This is a genomic window from Nonomuraea sp. SYSU D8015 (genome assembly GCF_008065375.1).
Classification (GTDB): Bacteria; Actinomycetota; Actinomycetes; order Streptosporangiales; family Streptosporangiaceae; genus Nonomuraea.
Window position 1 is genome coordinate 141,531 of the sequence record NZ_VJYI01000017.1, and the last position, 14,769, is coordinate 156,299.

15 protein-coding genes are annotated in these 14,769 nt (G+C 72.3%); 7 read left to right on the plus strand and 8 right to left on the minus strand.

What is annotated here, in order from left to right; all coding sequences use genetic code 11:
* Window positions 1-117 precede the first annotated feature (117 nt).
* The 5 genes from ID574_RS45325 to ID574_RS45345 are packed head-to-tail and all read right to left on the minus strand — an operon-like array spanning window position 118 to window position 5,587.
* A complete protein-coding gene (locus tag ID574_RS45325) occupies window positions 118-1,203 on the minus strand; it encodes an ABC transporter ATP-binding protein (RefSeq protein ID WP_188195251.1) in 1,086 nt (361 codons plus the stop codon).
* Window positions 1,196-2,173 (minus strand): ABC transporter ATP-binding protein, encoded by a 978-nt coding sequence (locus ID574_RS45330; RefSeq protein WP_223167743.1) that lies wholly within the window; start codon window positions 2,171-2,173, stop codon window positions 1,196-1,198. Before ID574_RS45330 ends, ID574_RS45325 begins: the two co-directional genes overlap by 8 nt.
* Window positions 2,170-3,096 carry an ABC transporter permease gene (locus ID574_RS45335; RefSeq protein WP_188195253.1) on the minus strand — a complete coding sequence of 309 codons (927 nt, stop codon included), beginning with the start codon at window positions 3,094-3,096 and terminating at the stop codon, window positions 2,170-2,172. Before ID574_RS45335 ends, ID574_RS45330 begins: the two co-directional genes overlap by 4 nt.
* Window positions 3,093-4,019, minus strand: coding sequence for an ABC transporter permease (locus ID574_RS45340; RefSeq protein WP_188195254.1), 927 nt, complete (start codon window positions 4,017-4,019; stop codon window positions 3,093-3,095). Before ID574_RS45340 ends, ID574_RS45335 begins: the two co-directional genes overlap by 4 nt.
* Window positions 4,020-4,030: 11 nt before the next feature.
* Entirely contained in the window at window positions 4,031-5,587 is a 1,557-nt protein-coding gene (locus tag ID574_RS45345; protein WP_188195255.1) for an ABC transporter substrate-binding protein, read from the minus strand.
* 251 nt (window positions 5,588-5,838) lie between these two features.
* Between ID574_RS45345 and ID574_RS45350 the strand changes: the two genes are divergently transcribed.
* From ID574_RS45350 to ID574_RS45360, 3 genes are all read left to right on the plus strand, one after another.
* Window positions 5,839-6,615 (plus strand): IclR family transcriptional regulator, encoded by a 777-nt coding sequence (locus ID574_RS45350; protein WP_188195256.1) that lies wholly within the window; start codon window positions 5,839-5,841, stop codon window positions 6,613-6,615.
* Between the two features lie 61 nt (window positions 6,616-6,676).
* Window positions 6,677-7,303: a TetR/AcrR family transcriptional regulator gene (locus tag ID574_RS45355; RefSeq protein ID WP_188195257.1), complete on the plus strand. Its 627-nt coding sequence runs from the start codon at window positions 6,677-6,679 to the stop codon at window positions 7,301-7,303.
* Window positions 7,300-8,907, plus strand: coding sequence for a CocE/NonD family hydrolase (locus ID574_RS45360; protein ID WP_188195258.1), 1,608 nt, complete (start codon window positions 7,300-7,302; stop codon window positions 8,905-8,907). The genes ID574_RS45355 and ID574_RS45360 overlap by 4 nt, the downstream gene beginning before the upstream one ends.
* Window positions 8,908-9,184: 277 nt before the next feature.
* Here ID574_RS45360 and ID574_RS45365 read toward each other — a convergent pair whose 3' ends face one another.
* From ID574_RS45365 to ID574_RS45375, 3 genes are read right to left on the minus strand one after another with little or no spacing between them, the layout of a single operon-like run.
* Window positions 9,185-9,322 (minus strand): hypothetical protein, encoded by a 138-nt coding sequence (locus tag ID574_RS45365; protein WP_188195259.1) that lies wholly within the window; start codon window positions 9,320-9,322, stop codon window positions 9,185-9,187.
* Window positions 9,323-9,367: 45 nt separating this feature from the next.
* Window positions 9,368-10,117, minus strand: coding sequence for a sulfite exporter TauE/SafE family protein (locus ID574_RS45370; protein WP_188195260.1), 750 nt, complete (start codon window positions 10,115-10,117; stop codon window positions 9,368-9,370).
* 3 nt (window positions 10,118-10,120) lie between these two features.
* Window positions 10,121-10,915: an IclR family transcriptional regulator gene (locus ID574_RS45375; protein ID WP_188195261.1), complete on the minus strand. Its 795-nt coding sequence runs from the start codon at window positions 10,913-10,915 to the stop codon at window positions 10,121-10,123.
* A gap of 104 nt (window positions 10,916-11,019) precedes the next feature.
* Here ID574_RS45375 and ID574_RS45380 point away from each other — a divergent pair, with 104 nt between their 5' ends.
* From ID574_RS45380 to ID574_RS45395, 4 genes are read left to right on the plus strand one after another with little or no spacing between them, the layout of a single operon-like run.
* Window positions 11,020-11,958, plus strand: a complete 939-nt coding sequence (locus ID574_RS45380; protein WP_188195262.1) for a 5-dehydro-4-deoxyglucarate dehydratase — start codon at window positions 11,020-11,022, stop codon at window positions 11,956-11,958.
* Window positions 11,959-11,970: 12 nt separating this feature from the next.
* A complete protein-coding gene (locus tag ID574_RS45385; RefSeq protein WP_188195263.1) occupies window positions 11,971-13,248 on the plus strand; it encodes a glucarate dehydratase family protein in 1,278 nt (425 codons plus the stop codon).
* A gap of 44 nt (window positions 13,249-13,292) precedes the next feature.
* Entirely contained in the window at window positions 13,293-14,276 is a 984-nt protein-coding gene (locus tag ID574_RS45390; protein ID WP_188195264.1) for a Bug family tripartite tricarboxylate transporter substrate binding protein, read from the plus strand.
* Window positions 14,273-14,764, plus strand: coding sequence for a tripartite tricarboxylate transporter TctB family protein (locus ID574_RS45395; protein WP_188195265.1), 492 nt, complete (start codon window positions 14,273-14,275; stop codon window positions 14,762-14,764). The genes ID574_RS45390 and ID574_RS45395 overlap by 4 nt, the downstream gene beginning before the upstream one ends.
* Window positions 14,765-14,769 lie beyond the last annotated feature (5 nt).

The window sequence follows — 14,769 nt, forward strand, 5'->3', positions numbered from 1 at the left end:
GTCGGCCAGTGCCGGGCCGTACTTTCGGCCGGCGCCGGCACCGCGCCAGGCCCGCGGCAGTGGGCAGCCCATGGCAGGCCGGCGCCCCCGAGCGGCGCCGGCCTGCCGTCGGCCGGCTCAGGAGACGGTGACGGGTTCCTGGAGCGGGAAGTGGCAGGCGGCCGCGTGCAGCGGCTCCTCGCCGGACGGCTCCAGCGGCGGCGGCTCCTGCGCGCAGACGTCCTGGGCTCGCCAGCAGCGGGTACGGAACCGGCACCCCGAGGGCGGGTCGAGCGGCGAGGGCACCTCGCCCTTGAGCAGGATCCGCTCGCGCCGCGCCCCCGGCGTGACGTCCAGCACCGGCGCCGCCGACATCAGCGCGGCCGTGTACGGATGCCGCGGCCGGTCGAACACCTGCTCCGTCGGCCCCGTCTCCACGATCCTTCCGAGGTACATGACCGACACCCGGTCGGCCACGTGCCGGACGACCGACAGGTCGTGGGAGATGAACACGTACGACACGCCCAGCCGGGCCTGCAGGTCCGTGAGGAGGTTGAGCACCTGCGCCTGGACCGACAGGTCGAGCGCCGACACGGGCTCGTCGCACACGATCACGTCCGGCCCGAGGGCGAGCGCCCGGGCGATCCCGAGCCGCTGGCGCTGCCCACCGGAGAACTCCTGCGGATACCGCCGGGCGTCGCTCGCCCGCAGCCCCACCATCTCCAGGAGCTCGGCCACCCGCTTGCCGCGCTCCTTCACCGGCACCAGGTCCCGGTGCGTCCGCCACGGCTCGGCGATGATGTCCTCGGCGCGCAGCCGCGCGTTCAGCGACCCGAACGGGTCCTGGAACACCATCTGGACCCGGCGCCGCCAGGTGAGGAGCTCCTTGCCCCGCAGCGCGAACGGGTCCGTGCCCTCGAACCTGACCCGGCCCTGGTCCGGGCGCTCCAGCAGGAGCAGCACCCGGGCGAGCGTCGACTTGCCGCAGCCGGACTCGCCGACCAGCCCCAGCGTCTCGCCGCGCTCCAGCCGCAGGTCGACGCCGTCGAGCGCGCGCAGCCGCCGGCGGCCGGCCACGTGGAAGCTCTTGCTCACCCCGGCCACCTCCAGCAGGGGAGCCTCGGCAGCGGCGGGCGCGGAGGACAAGGCGGGCACGGCGGGCGTCGTCACCGGCCGGCTCTTTCCAGGCTCAGCCACCGGCCGGCTCTTTTCGGGCTCAGTCATCGGCCAGCTCCTTCCAGTGGTGACACGCGGACATGCGCCCCTGCCCCGCCTCGGCCAGCGGCGGGCGCTGCTCCGCGCACACGTCGGTGGCGAGCGGGCAGCGCGTGCGGAAGGCGCAGCCCGACGGCACCGCGTGCAGGTCGGGCGGGCTGCCCGGGATGGACTTCAGGTTCGTGCCGCGCGCCACCTCGCCCGGCACCGAGTCCAGCAGCCCCCGGGTGTACGGGTGACGCGGCTTGGCGAACACGTCCGCCACCCGGCCGGTCTCGACGATGCCGCCCGCGTACATGACGGCCACGTGGTCGGCCTGCTCGGCCACCACCGCGAGGTCGTGCGTGATGAGGATCAGCGCCGTCTGCTGCTCGGTGCGCAGGTCCCTTAGCAGCTCCATGATCTGGGCCTGCACGGTGACGTCGAGCGCGGTGGTGGGCTCGTCGGCGAGCAGGACCTTCGGGTGCAGGGCCACGGCCAGCGCGATGAGCAGCCGCTGCCGCATGCCGCCGGAGAACTGGTGCGGGTAGGCGCCGGCCCGCGCACGCGGCTCGGGGATGCCGACCCGCTCCATCAGCTCGACGGCCCGCTCCCGCGCCGCGCGGCGCGACAGCCGCTCGTGGATCCGGAACGGCTCGGCGAGCTGGGCGCCCACCGTCTGGATCGGGTTGAGCGCGGTGAGGGCGTCCTGGAACACGATGGACAGGCCGGGACCGGCCAGCCGCCGCCGCTGCGCCGGAGGCAGCGTGAGGACGTCGGTCCCGTCCAGGCGCACCTCGCCGCCCGCCACGTGCGCCACGGGATCGAGCAGCCCGACGATGGCCTGCGCCGTCATGCTCTTGCCGCAGCCCGACTCGCCCAGCAGCGCCAGGGTCTCGCCGGAGCGTACGGAGAAGCTCACCTCGCGCACGGCGCGCACCGTCCCGGCGGGCGTGCGGATGTCGACGGCCAGCCGATCCACCTCGAGCACGGGGTTCACGGCTTCACCTCCTTCCGGCGGGAGCGGGGCAGCGTGAGCCGCCACCGCTGGCCGGGGTCCATGGCCAGGCGCGCCCAGGACGCCAGCACGGTCGCCGACACGGTCGTCACCACGATGGCGAGGCCGGGGAAGACGGCGATCCACCAGGCGCTCTGCAGCACCTGCCGTCCCTGGGCGACCATCAGGCCCCAGCTCATGTCCGGCGGCTGGATGCCGATGCCCAGGAAGCTCAGCGACGATTCGGTCAGCATGACGAAGCAGAAGTCCAGGGTCGCGACGGTGAACAGGGTGGGCAGCACGGTCGGCGCCACGTGCCTGGCGATGATCGCCCAGCTCTTCGCGCCGAACGTGCGCGCCGCGTCCACGAACAGCCGGCTCTGCAGCTCGGCCGACTCGGCCCGGGCCGCCCGCAGGTAGATCGGGATGCGGGCGATCGCCAGCACCAGGATGATGTTCAGGGCGCTGGGGGAGAAGACGTACAGCACGACCACGGCCAGCAGCAGGGACGGGAAGCTGAGGATGACGTCGGCGATCCGCATCGACACGCTCTCCCGCCGGCCCCGGTGGTAGCCCGCCCACATGCCCCAGATCGACCCGACGACGAGGGAGATCAGCACGGCCGGGATCGCGACGGACAGCGTCGTGCGGCTGGCCACCACGAGCCTGGCCAGCACGCTGCGCCCGAGCGAGTCGCTGCCGAGCGCGAACGCCCAGCCGTCGTCGAGGCTGAACGGCGGCCGGTTGACCGCCCGCAGGTTCTGCTTGACGGCCAGGTCGCCGAGCAGCACCGGCCCCACGACCGCGGAGACGGCCACGAGCAGCAGGATCACCACCGCCACGCAGGCGAACTTGTCCCTGAGCAGCAGCCGCCACCACGAGGTCCGCCGGGCGGCGATCGCGGCGGGGGTCTCGACGAGCGTCATGCCGTCACCCCCTGCCGGACCCGGGAGTCCAGGAGCGCGTAGCAGGCGTCGATGACGATGTTGAGCGCGAAGATGGTCACAGCGGTCACCAGCACCGCGGCCTGCAGCACCGCGAAGTCGCGCTGCAGGATCGAGGTGATCATCAGCTTGCCGATGCCCGGCCAGCCGAAGATGGTCTCGACGACCACGGCGCCGTTGACCAGTCCGACCGTGAGGTCGCCGGCCACGGTGAGCGCGGGCGGCGCGGCGTTGCGCAGGGCGTGCCCGAAGACCACCCGCACCTCGCCCGCGCCCTTGCTCCGGGCGACCTTGATGTACGGCGCCGACAGCGCCGACACCATCGCCCCGCGCACCACCTGCACGAGCACGCCGAACGGCCGGATCAGCAGCGTGAGCACCGGCAGCACCCACGCCGCCGCGCCCACGGTGCCCGAGGTGGGCAGCCAGCCCAGGGCCACGGCGAAGACCAGGACGCCCATGATGGCGAACCAGAAGTCCGGCATGCTCGCCGCGGTCGTCGAGGTGAAGCTCGCGACCCGGTCGGCCACGGAGTTGGGGCGGTAGGCCGCCCAGCTCCCGACGACGACCGCGCCGAGGATGGCGAGGATCATCGTGGCCCCCGCCAGCTGCAGCGTCGCGGGGAACGCCCGCAGCACGGCCGTGGCGGCGGGCTCGGCCGTCCGCAGCGACTCGCCGAAGTCCAGCCGCACGACCTGGGCCAGGTAGTCGCCGAACTGGACGAGCAGCGGCTGGTCGAAGCCGTGCCGGGCGGCGAACTCCGCCCGCATCTCGGGGGTGGCGCTGAGCGGCAGGTAGAGGTTGGCCGGGTCGCCGGTGAGCCGCGCCAGGCAGAACACCCCGAGGATCACCACGACCAGCGGGATCGCACTGGAGGTGATGCGACGCCGCAGGAAGGTCAGCACACTCGCTCCTCTCAGCCGGCCGGGTGCATCTCGGCGAGGCGCATCTCGTCGTTGGTGGCGGCGTTGGGCTTGTAGGTGACCTTCTTCGACAGGGCGAGGATGCCCGTCATGTGCGCCATGACCGCGTCCCGGACCACTTCCTTGTTCTGGTACTCCAGCGCCTTGGCGAACGCGGCCTGCCGCTCCTCGCCCGAGGCCTGCTCGGCGGCGCTGATCAGCTCGTCGAGCTCCTTCGTGCCGTAGCTGCTCTGCGCGCCCTTGCTGCCGTAGATCTGGCCCATCGTGAAGGCCGCGTCACCGGCCTGGTTGCCGTGCTGGGCCTGCAGCAGGGTGGGGCCGGCGTCCTTGGGGAACGGGGCCAGCAGGTACTCCAGCCAGGCGTTCACGTCCAGCATCTGGATCTTCACCGAGAGCCCGGCCTCGATCAGCGCGTTCTGCACGACCTCCATCGACTCGGCGGCCTTGGGGTAGATCCCGTTCCGCCCGATGATCGTGATGGGGGTGTCCGTGGGGACGCCGTCGGCCTTGGCCTCCGCGATCAGCTTCTTGGCCTGCGCCATGTCGAACGGCCACGGCTGGATCGCGGTGCTGTGACCGGTCACGCCCTCGGGGACGATCTGCCCCGCCGGCTTGCCGAGCCCCGCGAAGACCGAGGCGACGAGCCCGTTCTTGTCGATGGCGTAGTTGATGGCCTGCCGCACGCGGATGTCGTTGAGCGGCGGCTTGGCGGCGTCGATGCGCAGGTAGGAGGTCTCGTTGTTGGGGAACTGCACGGCGGCCTCGCCGGCGCCGTCCTCCGGCGCGAGGCCGATCGCGACGTCCGCCTCGTCGCTCTGGATCATCGCCGCGCGGATGCTGCCCTCGGCCCGCCAGACGTAGTCGGCCGCGGCGAAGTCCGGCGCCTTGCCCCAATACCCGGAGAACCGCTCCAGTCGCAGGCTGCGGCCCGTGTCCCACTTGGCGATCTTGTACGGGCCGGTGCCGACGGGCTCGCGGACCTTCGCGGTCGCGCTCGTGGTGGCCGGCACGATCTCGACGAAGGACAGCCGCAGCGGCAGGATCGGGTCCGGCTTGGCGGTCTTCACCTTGAGGGTGGAGGCGTCCACGGCCGTGGCCGTGAGCTCGATGCCGCCGAAGACGTAGCCCTTCACGTTGCAGTCGATCTTGGAGTTGACGGTCCGGTCGATCGAGAACGCGGCCGCCTTGGCGTCGAACGCGGTGCCGTCGTGGAACTTCACGCCCTGCCGCAGGGTGAAGGTCCACTCGTTCTCCGAGTCCTGCTTCCACTCCGTGGCCAGCGCCGGCTGGAGTTGCCCGCTGGCCGGGTCGCGCTCGGTGAGCGCCTCGGTGATGTTGGCCCGGGTGACGCGGCCGGTCGCGGTGAGTGAGGCGTCGCACGGCTCCAGCGTCGGGGGCTCCTCCGGCAGCACGATGCGGACGGTGCTCGCCGCGGCGCCGGACGAGGGCTCCGGGCCGCTGTTGGCGACCGTGCAGGCGCCTGCCGACAGCATGGTGCCGAGTGCCAGCAGGGCAGAGGCCGCCTGGCGGCGGCGGGGGGTGGTGATCATGGTTCCTCCGGAAGTCGCCTGCCCTGATGGCCGGGCAGGGCGGGTGCGCCGTTTCAGCAACGGGACAGATCCACGTCCCCCGACGCCCTGAACGGCGTGACGGGGAAGGCGAGGGGCCCGGATGAGGCGGCGGTGACTCGCCTGGTGGAGAGGGATGTCAAGCGGAAACCTCTTGTCTACATATGGAGACATTGGCTATATGTGTAGCCGAGACATTAAGTTGGTGTTTCGCCAAACGTCAAGAGGTGTCGATGAGGCAAGCCCCGCTCGACCCGCCCGATGCGGCCACAGGAGGTGTACGCAGCGTCAAGTCCGCCGAGCGGACCATCGCGGTGCTCGAATACCTCAGCGCCGCCACGCAGGCGTGCTCGCTGCGCTCGGTGGTCACCGCCCTGGCCATGCCCCGGGCCAGCGGGTACGCGTTGCTCACCACGCTCGTGAACACCGGGTGGGTCGAGACCGACGACGCGGGTCGTTACCGCATCGGAATCCGCGCGCTCCGCGCGGGCGCGGCGTACGTGGAGCGGGACGACGTCGTCCGGCGGGCCCAGCCGGTGATGGGCGAGCTGAACGCAGAGCTCGGCGAGACCGTGCACCTGGCGCGCCTCGACGGCGCCGAGGTCGTCTACCTGGCCACCGAGATCTCCCGGCACTCCCTCGCCGTCGTCTCGCGGCCCGGCCGGCGGCTGCCGTCGTGGGCGACCGGGCTCGGCAAGGCGATCCTCGCCTGGCGCCCGTGGGCGGAGGTCGACGAGCTCCTGCCGGAGACCCTGGAGGCGCGGACCCCGTACACGATCACCGACCGGGCGGCGTTGCGGGCCGAGCTCGAGGAGATCCGCCGCCGCGGTCACGCGGTGGACGAGCAGGAGTCGACCGTCGGGCTGCGGTGCTTCGCCGTCCCCCTGCCCTTCGGGCCCGTCCCGGACGAGGCGCTCAGCTGCTCGGTCCCCCTGGTCCGCCTCGGCCCCGAGCGCGAGCGCGTCATCCTGTCCGCCCTGCTCCGCGCCCGGGAGCGCATCATCCGCTGAAGGGGCGTTTTCTAGCTAAGCAACACTTGCCTTTTTATTAACACATGTCCATTATTTGGGCATGACGTTCGAGGCGGTATCCCCCGCCCCCGCCATGGACCGCCGGGTACGCCGCTCGCGCGCCGCTCTCATGCGGGCCGCCATCGCCCTGGTGACGGAGCGGGGCACGGCCGCGATCCCGCTCTCCGACATCGCCGAGACCGCGGATGTGAGCCGGCAGGTGGTGTACCAGCAGTTCGGCGACCGCGACACGCTGGTGCTCGAGGCCGCGCTCGACCTCGTCCGGCGTGAGCTGCTGCCGGACCTCGAGAACGACTGGGACCCGTCGGCCTCGCGGAACCGGGCGCTGGCCACGGCGCGGCACTTCGCCCGGCACCGGGGGTTCTACCGGGCGCTGCTGACGAGCTCGTGCGCGTTCGTCCTGAACAAGGCGCTGATGGGGCTGTTCCTTCCGGTCAACCGGCAGGCGGTCACCCGGGTGCACGGCGAGCGGCTCGCCCCTGAGCTGCTCGACGACCTAGCCGTGTACGTGACCGGCGGCGCGGCAGCGTTCATCAACGCCTGGGTGGTGGAGGGCGACGACCCGCTCGACCCCGAGGAGTTCACCGAGCGGCTGCTGCGCTTGATGACCATCGCCACCGGCGCACGCCGGTCGGCGATCACCGATGGAGAGGAGGGGAGCCGGTGAAACTGATCAGCCGTCTCCTGGAACGCCGGTTGAAACTTCCCCCGCCGGTGACGCGGGATCTCGTCGTCCAGCGGGACCTCCGCGTGCCGATGGACGACGGCGTGGAGCTGCTGGCCGACCGATGGGCGCCCAGGGCCGGGGGAGAGGCGCTGCCGACCGCGCTGCTCCGCTCCCCTTACGGCCGGCGGGCGCCGCTCGCCTGGGGCCTGGCCATGCCGCTGGCCGAACGCGGATACCAGGTGCTGATCCAGAGCACCCGCGGCGGTTTCGGCTCCGGCGGCGCCTTCGACCCCCTGCGCCAGGAGCGCGAGGACGGCCTGGCGACCCTCGACTGGGTGGTGAAGCAGCCGTGGTTCGGCGGCTCCATCGTGCTGGTCGGCCTCAGCTACCTCGGCTACGTGCAGTGGGCCGTCGCCGACGCCCTCCCCCCGCAGGTGAAGGCGATGATCCCGCAGGTGACCGAGTCGGCGCTGACCTTGGAGTTCCTGCGCGCGGACGGCATGTCGCTGGAGACGCCGTTCGGATGGGGCGTCCTCGTCGGCACCCAGGAGCGCCGCTGGGCGATGCTGCGCCAGTTCCTCCAGACCCGGCGAACCCGCCGGGCGCTGCGGACGCTGCCGCTGAAGGAGGCCGACGTGGCCGCCATCGGCGAGCGTTCCGCCTACATCCAGGACATCCTCGCCCACGACGCCGGGCACCCGCGGTGGGAAGGCTTCGACCACCGGCACCGGGTGGCGCAGGTTACCGTGCCGGTCAGCTCGATCGGCGGCTGGTACGACATCTTCCTGCCCGGCCAGCTCCGCGACTTCCAGGTCCTCCAGGACGCGGGCCGCCCGGCCCGCCTGACTGTCGGGCCGTGGACCCACCTGGACATGGACGGCACGGCGATACGCGAGGCCGTCGAGTTCGGGCTCGCCTGCGCCCGTGGCGAGCAACCGCCGGAGCGCGCCCCGGTGCGGCTGTACGTGATGGGGGAGGAGGCCTGGCGGGACTTCGACTCCTGGCCGCCGCCCGGCTATCAGGCGCAGCGCTTCCACCTGCAGCCCGGCGGCGTGCTGTCCACCGCGCCGCCGTCCGGCGACGCCGAGCCCGACCTGTACCGCTACGACCCCGCGGACCCCACACCCGCGGCCGGAGGGGTGCGGATGGTGAGCGACAGCGGCCGCGTCGACAACACGGCCCTGGAGGCCCGCGCGGACGTCCTGATTTACACCACCGATCCGCTCGACCGGGACGTGGAGGTGATCGGCGAGGTCGGCGCGGAGATCTGGTTCCGCTCCAGCCTGCCGTACGCCGACGTGTTCGTCCGGCTGTGCGACGTCGATCCGAACGGCAGGTCCGTCAACGTGTGCGACGGGCTGACGAGCCTGTCCGGTGCCGAGGAGACCACGCGCGCCACGGTCCGGCTCTGGCCCACCGCCCACCGCTTCAAGCGCGGGCACCGCATCAGGGTCCAGGTCTCCAGCGGCGCCTTCCCCCGCTACGCCCGCAATCCGGGCACCGGCGAGTCCCGCGCCACCGCCACCACGTTCCGGGCCGCCGACCAGGCGGTCTACCACGACCCACGGCATCCCTCGGCGGTGATCCTGCCGACCCGGCGCTGAGCCCCCTCGGCGTCTTCCCCTTCGCGCCCGGGGCCGGCGCGCCCCGGTCCCGGACCGCCCGCTGTTTTGTCCGCCCGGCCCGGGGCGTCGTCTCGCGCCCGGTCCGGCGGACGTCGTCTCGCGCCCGGCCCGGTGGCGCCGTCTCGTGGCCTCGGCCGGTCGCTGTGGGCGCCCACGCCCTGACATGCGGCCACGGCAAGGCGCTCCTCGCCTTCTTCCCTTGTCCGCGCCGCAACCCACGCCCTGAAGCGAATCCGCGACGGTGTCCTCGGGCGCGCTACTTCGGCAGCGCGCCGGGGACGCGGACGCGCTTCGCCGGCTCGCCGCAGGCGGTGGGCCGCTGGGCGTTCATCACCGTCACGCACAGGGCCGTCGTGGTCAGGGCGTGCCGGGCGGGAGCCCTGCCCCGGGGCACGAGCGTGCTCCTGCGGCCGTCGGGCTCTGCGGGACGCCGGCCGGATCAGGCGACCCACAGGCTCACCGCCAGGCCGAACCCGGCCAGGGCGATGGCGAAGCGCAGAGGCCGCTCCGGCAGCCGCCGGACGATCTTGGGCCCGAGCCAGCTGCCCACCAGGCAGCCGCACGACAGCGCGCCCGCGGCCAGCCAGTGCACGGGCGCCAGGAACGCGTACGCGACGGCGGCGGTGATGTTGGCCGCGCCGGTGGCCATGTTCTTGACCGCGTTGGTGACGGCGAGCGGCTCGGTGGCGGCGGCGCAGAGCACGGCCAGCATGATCACGCCCGCCGCCGCGCCGAAGTAGCCGCCGTACACGCCGACCAGCGCCACCGCCACGGCGACCGGCAAAAAGGACGTGGTCTTGGGCGCCCGGGCGTCGGCCAGCCGCCGCAGCGGATCCCTGGCCAGCAACAGCGCCGAGCCGAACGCGATGAGCCACGGCGCGGCGAACTCGAACGCCTTGTCCGGCGTGGCCAGCAGCAGCCAGGCCCCGGCCGAGCCGCCCGCCGCCGCCACGACCACCAGCTTGGCGACGCGCCGCCCGTGGCCGCGCAGCTCCAGCCGCGAGCCCGCCGCGGTGCCGACGGTGGTGGAGAACATCGCCACGGTGTTGGTGACGTTGGCGACGACCGGCGGCAACCCGAAGGCGAGCAGCGCCGGATAGCTGAACAGCGAGGCGAGCCCGCCGATGGAGCCGGCCAGCCCGGAGGCCAGCCCCGCCGCCACCAGCAGGGCCGCTGAAAGGAGATCCAACCGTCAGACCCACCCGGGAGTGGACAGATCGACCGGCGCCATCCGCTCGATGGCCAGCCGGACCTGCTCCATCGCCGCGACGATCTCGTTGATCCGCTCCTCGGTCAGGCCGCTGATGGGCACGGAGCAGCTGATCGCGTCCGTCGCGGGGGAGCTGTAACGCAGCGCGAAGCCGAAGCACTTGACGCCCGCGTAGTTCTCCTCGTTGTCGATGGCGTAGCCGCGCTCGCGGGTCAGCTCCAGGTCGCGTCGCAGAGCCTGCTCGTCCACCAGCGTGTTGGGGGTGAGCGGAGCGATCGGCTGCGGGATCGGCACCTCGTGCGGGGTGCCGAGCCGCTCGGCCAGCAGCGACTTGCCCATCGCCGTGCTGAAGGCGGGCAGCCGGCGGCCCACCCGGCTGAAGGGGCGCACGTAGCGGCTCGACTCCTTGGTGGCCAGGTAGACGATGTCGGTGCGGTCGAGCCGGCCGAAGTGGATGGTCTCGTCCAGCCGCATGCTGAGATCGTTGATGTGCGGCTGGGCGATGCGCAGGTACGGGTCGGTGTCGAGGTAGGTGGTGCCGGCCAGCAGGGCGCGGATGCCGATGCTGTAGAGGGTGCCGGTCTCGTCGGTGCGGACCCAGCCGCGCTCCACGAGGGTGCGGATCAGGGCGTAGACGCTGCTGCGGGGCGCGCCGAGCGCCTCGCTGAGCTCACGCAGGCGGGCGGGCCGGTTCTGGCGGGAGGCCAGGAGCTCGAGGAGATCGATGGTCCGCGCCGCGGACTTGACGCTGCGCACCCCGCCTTCGGGATGGGTCATTGCACCTCACAGAGAGTCTGCGCGCCTGGGTACGAGTGTTGACACATTACCAAAATAAGGCGAAACTGCTCGCCACGTGTCAGCAATCTACATATGGAGACAGCTTGCCTGCTACGTATACGACCGAAGAGATATCCGAACGGTTGCGCCGGGGGATGGACACGGGCGTGCTGTCGTTCCCGCTGACGGCTTTCGACGCGGACGGCCGGGTCGATCTGGACGCCTTCCGCGCCCACGTGCGCGCGCAGATCGCGGCCGGGCCCGGCGCGCTGTTCCCGTGCTGCGGGACCGGTGAGTTCTTCTCCCTCGCCGAGGACGAGTACGCGAGCCTGATCGCGGCGGCTGCGGAGGAGGCCCGCGGCGCGGTCCCGGTGGTCGCGGGCGCCGGCTACGGCTGGGCCCAGGCCGCCAGGTTCGCCGCCGCCGCCGAGCGGGCGGGGGCCGACGCCCTGCTCCTGCTGCCGCCGTACCTGGCCGAGACGCCGCAGCGGGGACTGGTCGAGCACGTGCGCCGGGTCGCCGCGAGCACCGCGTTGCCGATCATCGTCTACCAGCGGGCCCAGGTCAGGATCGACGTCGCCAGCGTGCCGGCGCTCGCCGAGATCCCCAACGTGATCGGCGTCAAGGACGGTCACTCCGACCTCGACCGGCTGCAACGCATCAAACTCGCCGCGCCCCCCGAATGGCTGTTCTTCAACGGCGCGGCCACCGCCGAGATGCAGGCCCGCGCCTACAGCAGCATCGGCGTCCCGGCGTACTCCTCGGCCGTGCACGCCTTCGCCCCGGAGATCGCCGGGACGTTCTTCCGCGCGCTGCGCGCCGACGACCACGAGCGCGTCGACCTGCTGCTCAAGGAGTTCTACATCCCCCTGGTGGAGCTCCGCGACCAGGGCCCCGGATACGCTGTATCCCTGGTCAAGGCCGCGGCCAGGCTCCGCGGCGCGAACGTCGGACCGGTTCGAGCCCCGCTGACCGATCCCACCCCCGAGCATCTGCAGACCCTCGACCGGTTGCTGACCGTCGGCCTCGACCTCGCCAGCTAGAAGGAAACCCGTATGCCACGCATCATCCGGGCGACCGTCACGCCCATCCTGATCAGCGATCCGCCGTTGCTCAACGTGCTCGGCGTGCACCAGCCGTACACTCCGCGCACCATCGTCGAGATCGAGACCGACGACGGCGTCACCGGCGTCGGCGAGACCTACGGCGACACCGACTACCTGGAGGTCGCGCGCGCCCTCGCCGCCGCCGTCCCCGGCCGCGACCTCACGGCGGTCAACGGCCTGTACGCCCTGGCCTCCGCGTCGGCGAGCGGCGCCGCCGACACGGTCAAGGAGTTCGACCCGGCCGGCCTGCGCGGCACCCGCAACAACGAGAAGCTGGTCCGCAGCGTCGTGTCCGCCTTCGAGGTCGCCTGTCTCGACGCCCTCGGCAAGACCGTCGGACTGCCGGTGCACGCCCTGCTCGGCGGCAAGGTACGCGACCGCGTCGACTACAGCGGCTACCTGTTCTACCGCTGGGCCGAGCACCCGGACGGCGAGGCGCCCGACGACTGGGGCGCCGCCCTCGACCCCGACGGCGTGGTCCGGCAGGCCCGCCGCTTCGCCGACGACTACGGCTTCACCTCCTTCAAGCTCAAGGGCGGCGTGTTCGAGCCCGAGCAGGAGATCGAGGCCATCAAGGCGCTGGCCAAGGCGTTCCCCGGACATCCGCTGCGGCTGGACCCCAACGGCGGCTGGTCGGTCGAGGCCAGCGTGCGCGTGGCCGAGCAGGTCGGCGACCTGCTGGAGTACATGGAGGACCCGACCGCCGGCGTCGACGGCATGGCCGAGGTGCGCAGGCGCACCGGCGCGCTGCTGGCCACCAACATGTGCGTCACCACGTTCGCGGAGGTCCCCGAGGCGTTCGCCAAGGACGCCGTCCAGGTCGTGCTGTCCGACCACCACTACTGGGGCGGCCTGCACGCCACCCGCGAGCTGGCCGCGCTGTGCCGCACGTACGGCGTGGGCCTGTCCATGCACTCCAACACCCACCTGGGGATCAGCCTGGCGGCCATGACCCACGTCGCCAGCGTGATCCCCGACCTGGGCTACGCCTGCGACAGCCACCGCCCGTGGCAGACCGAGGACGTCATCACCGAGCCGCACACCTTCGCCGGCGGCGCCATCGAGGTGAGCGACGCGCCCGGGCTCGGCGTCGAGCTCGACCGCGACGCCCTCGCGACGCTGCACGAGCGCTGGCTCGCCCGCCCCGACATGCGCGACCGCGACGACGTCGCCGCGATGCGCAAGGCCCATCCCGAGTGGGTCCAGCCCGCACTTCCCCGCTGGTGAAACCCCTCCCAGCCCTCTCCCCGCTGGTGAAACGGAGAATTCACATGAGAATCGGCGTACTCCTCGCCGCCGTCGCCCTGGCCGCCTCCGCCTGCTCCGTGCAGGGCGGCAGCGCTGACAAGAGCGCGGCCGCGGCCGGCTACCCCAACAAGCCGGTCGAGTTCACCGTGCCGACGGACCCCGGCGGCAGCACCGACCTGCTCACCCGCGCCCTCGCCAAGAGCATCGAGCAGCCGCTCGGCGTCAAGGCCGTGGTCGTCAACAAGCCGGGCGCCAACGGCAAGATCGCCGGCAAGGACGTGTTCGGCAGCAAGCCGGACGGCTACCGCGTGGCCGTGATGCCGCAGTCGCTGTTCGCCATCGGGCCGCTCATGCTCAACGACGCCGACCCGGTCAAGCTCACCGACATGACCTTCATCAAGGGCCTGGCGGTCGAGGACTACGTGCTCGTGGTCCCCGCCGACTCGAAGTACCGGACGCTCAAGGACCTGGCCGGCGCCTCCGACGTCAAGTACGGCACCACCGGCCCCGGCACCGGCAGCCAGCTGTCGCAGACGCTGCTGTTCGGCCTGGCCAAGACGAAGGCCGCGCCGGTGCCCTTCGACGGCGGCGCGCCCACCGTGACCGCCGTGCTCGGCGGCAAGGTCGACGCCGCCTCCGTGCAGATCGCCGAGGCCTACAAGCAGGTCCAGGCGGGCAAGCTGCGGGCGCTGGCCGTCTTCGCCGACAAGCGCATCGAGGCGATGCCGGACGTGCCGACCGCCAAGGAGTCCGGCTACGACGTCGTGGTGGACCAGCGCCGGTTCATCGCCGGGCCCGCCGGGCTGCCCGCCGAGGTGCGCGACAAGCTCGCCGCGGCCGTCGACAAGGCCGTCGCCTCGCCCGAGTACAACGAGGTCCTCAAGGCCAACTACATCGGCCGCTGGGACGCCGACGGCGACGCGGTCGGGACGCAGCTGAACGAGAGCCTCAAGCGGTTCGAGAAGCTGGCCCAGGACCTCGGCATCGACCTCAAGGCCCAGCAATGACCTCGGCCGAGGCCCCGGTCCCTGAGCCGGCCCAGGTCCCCCCGGCCTACGCCCGCAGGCTCAACGTGGTGGCCGCCCTGGTCCCGCTGGCCAGCGGCGTGGTGGCCGCGATCATGTCCGTGAACCTGGGGATCGGCACCCTGCCGGCCCCAGGGCCGGGCATGTGGCCGCTGATCGTCAGCGTCGCCATGGTGGTCGCCGCCGCGGTGCTGGTGCTCCAGTCACGGCCCCGCGGTGACGAGGAACGCTTCACCAAGGACGTGGTGGTCGTCGCGATCGCGGCCGCCTCGCTGGTCGCGTACGCGTTCCTGTTCGAGCTCGTCGGCTTCGAGGTGCCGACCGTCGCGCTGCTCGTCCTGTGGCTCAAGGGCCTCGGCAGGGAGAGCTGGCGGCTGACGGCCGTGGTCTCGATCGTCGCCACGGCGGCGCTCTACCTGCTGTTCATCACAGCACTCGGCGTGTCGCTGCCCCACATCATCGCTCTGTGAGACCT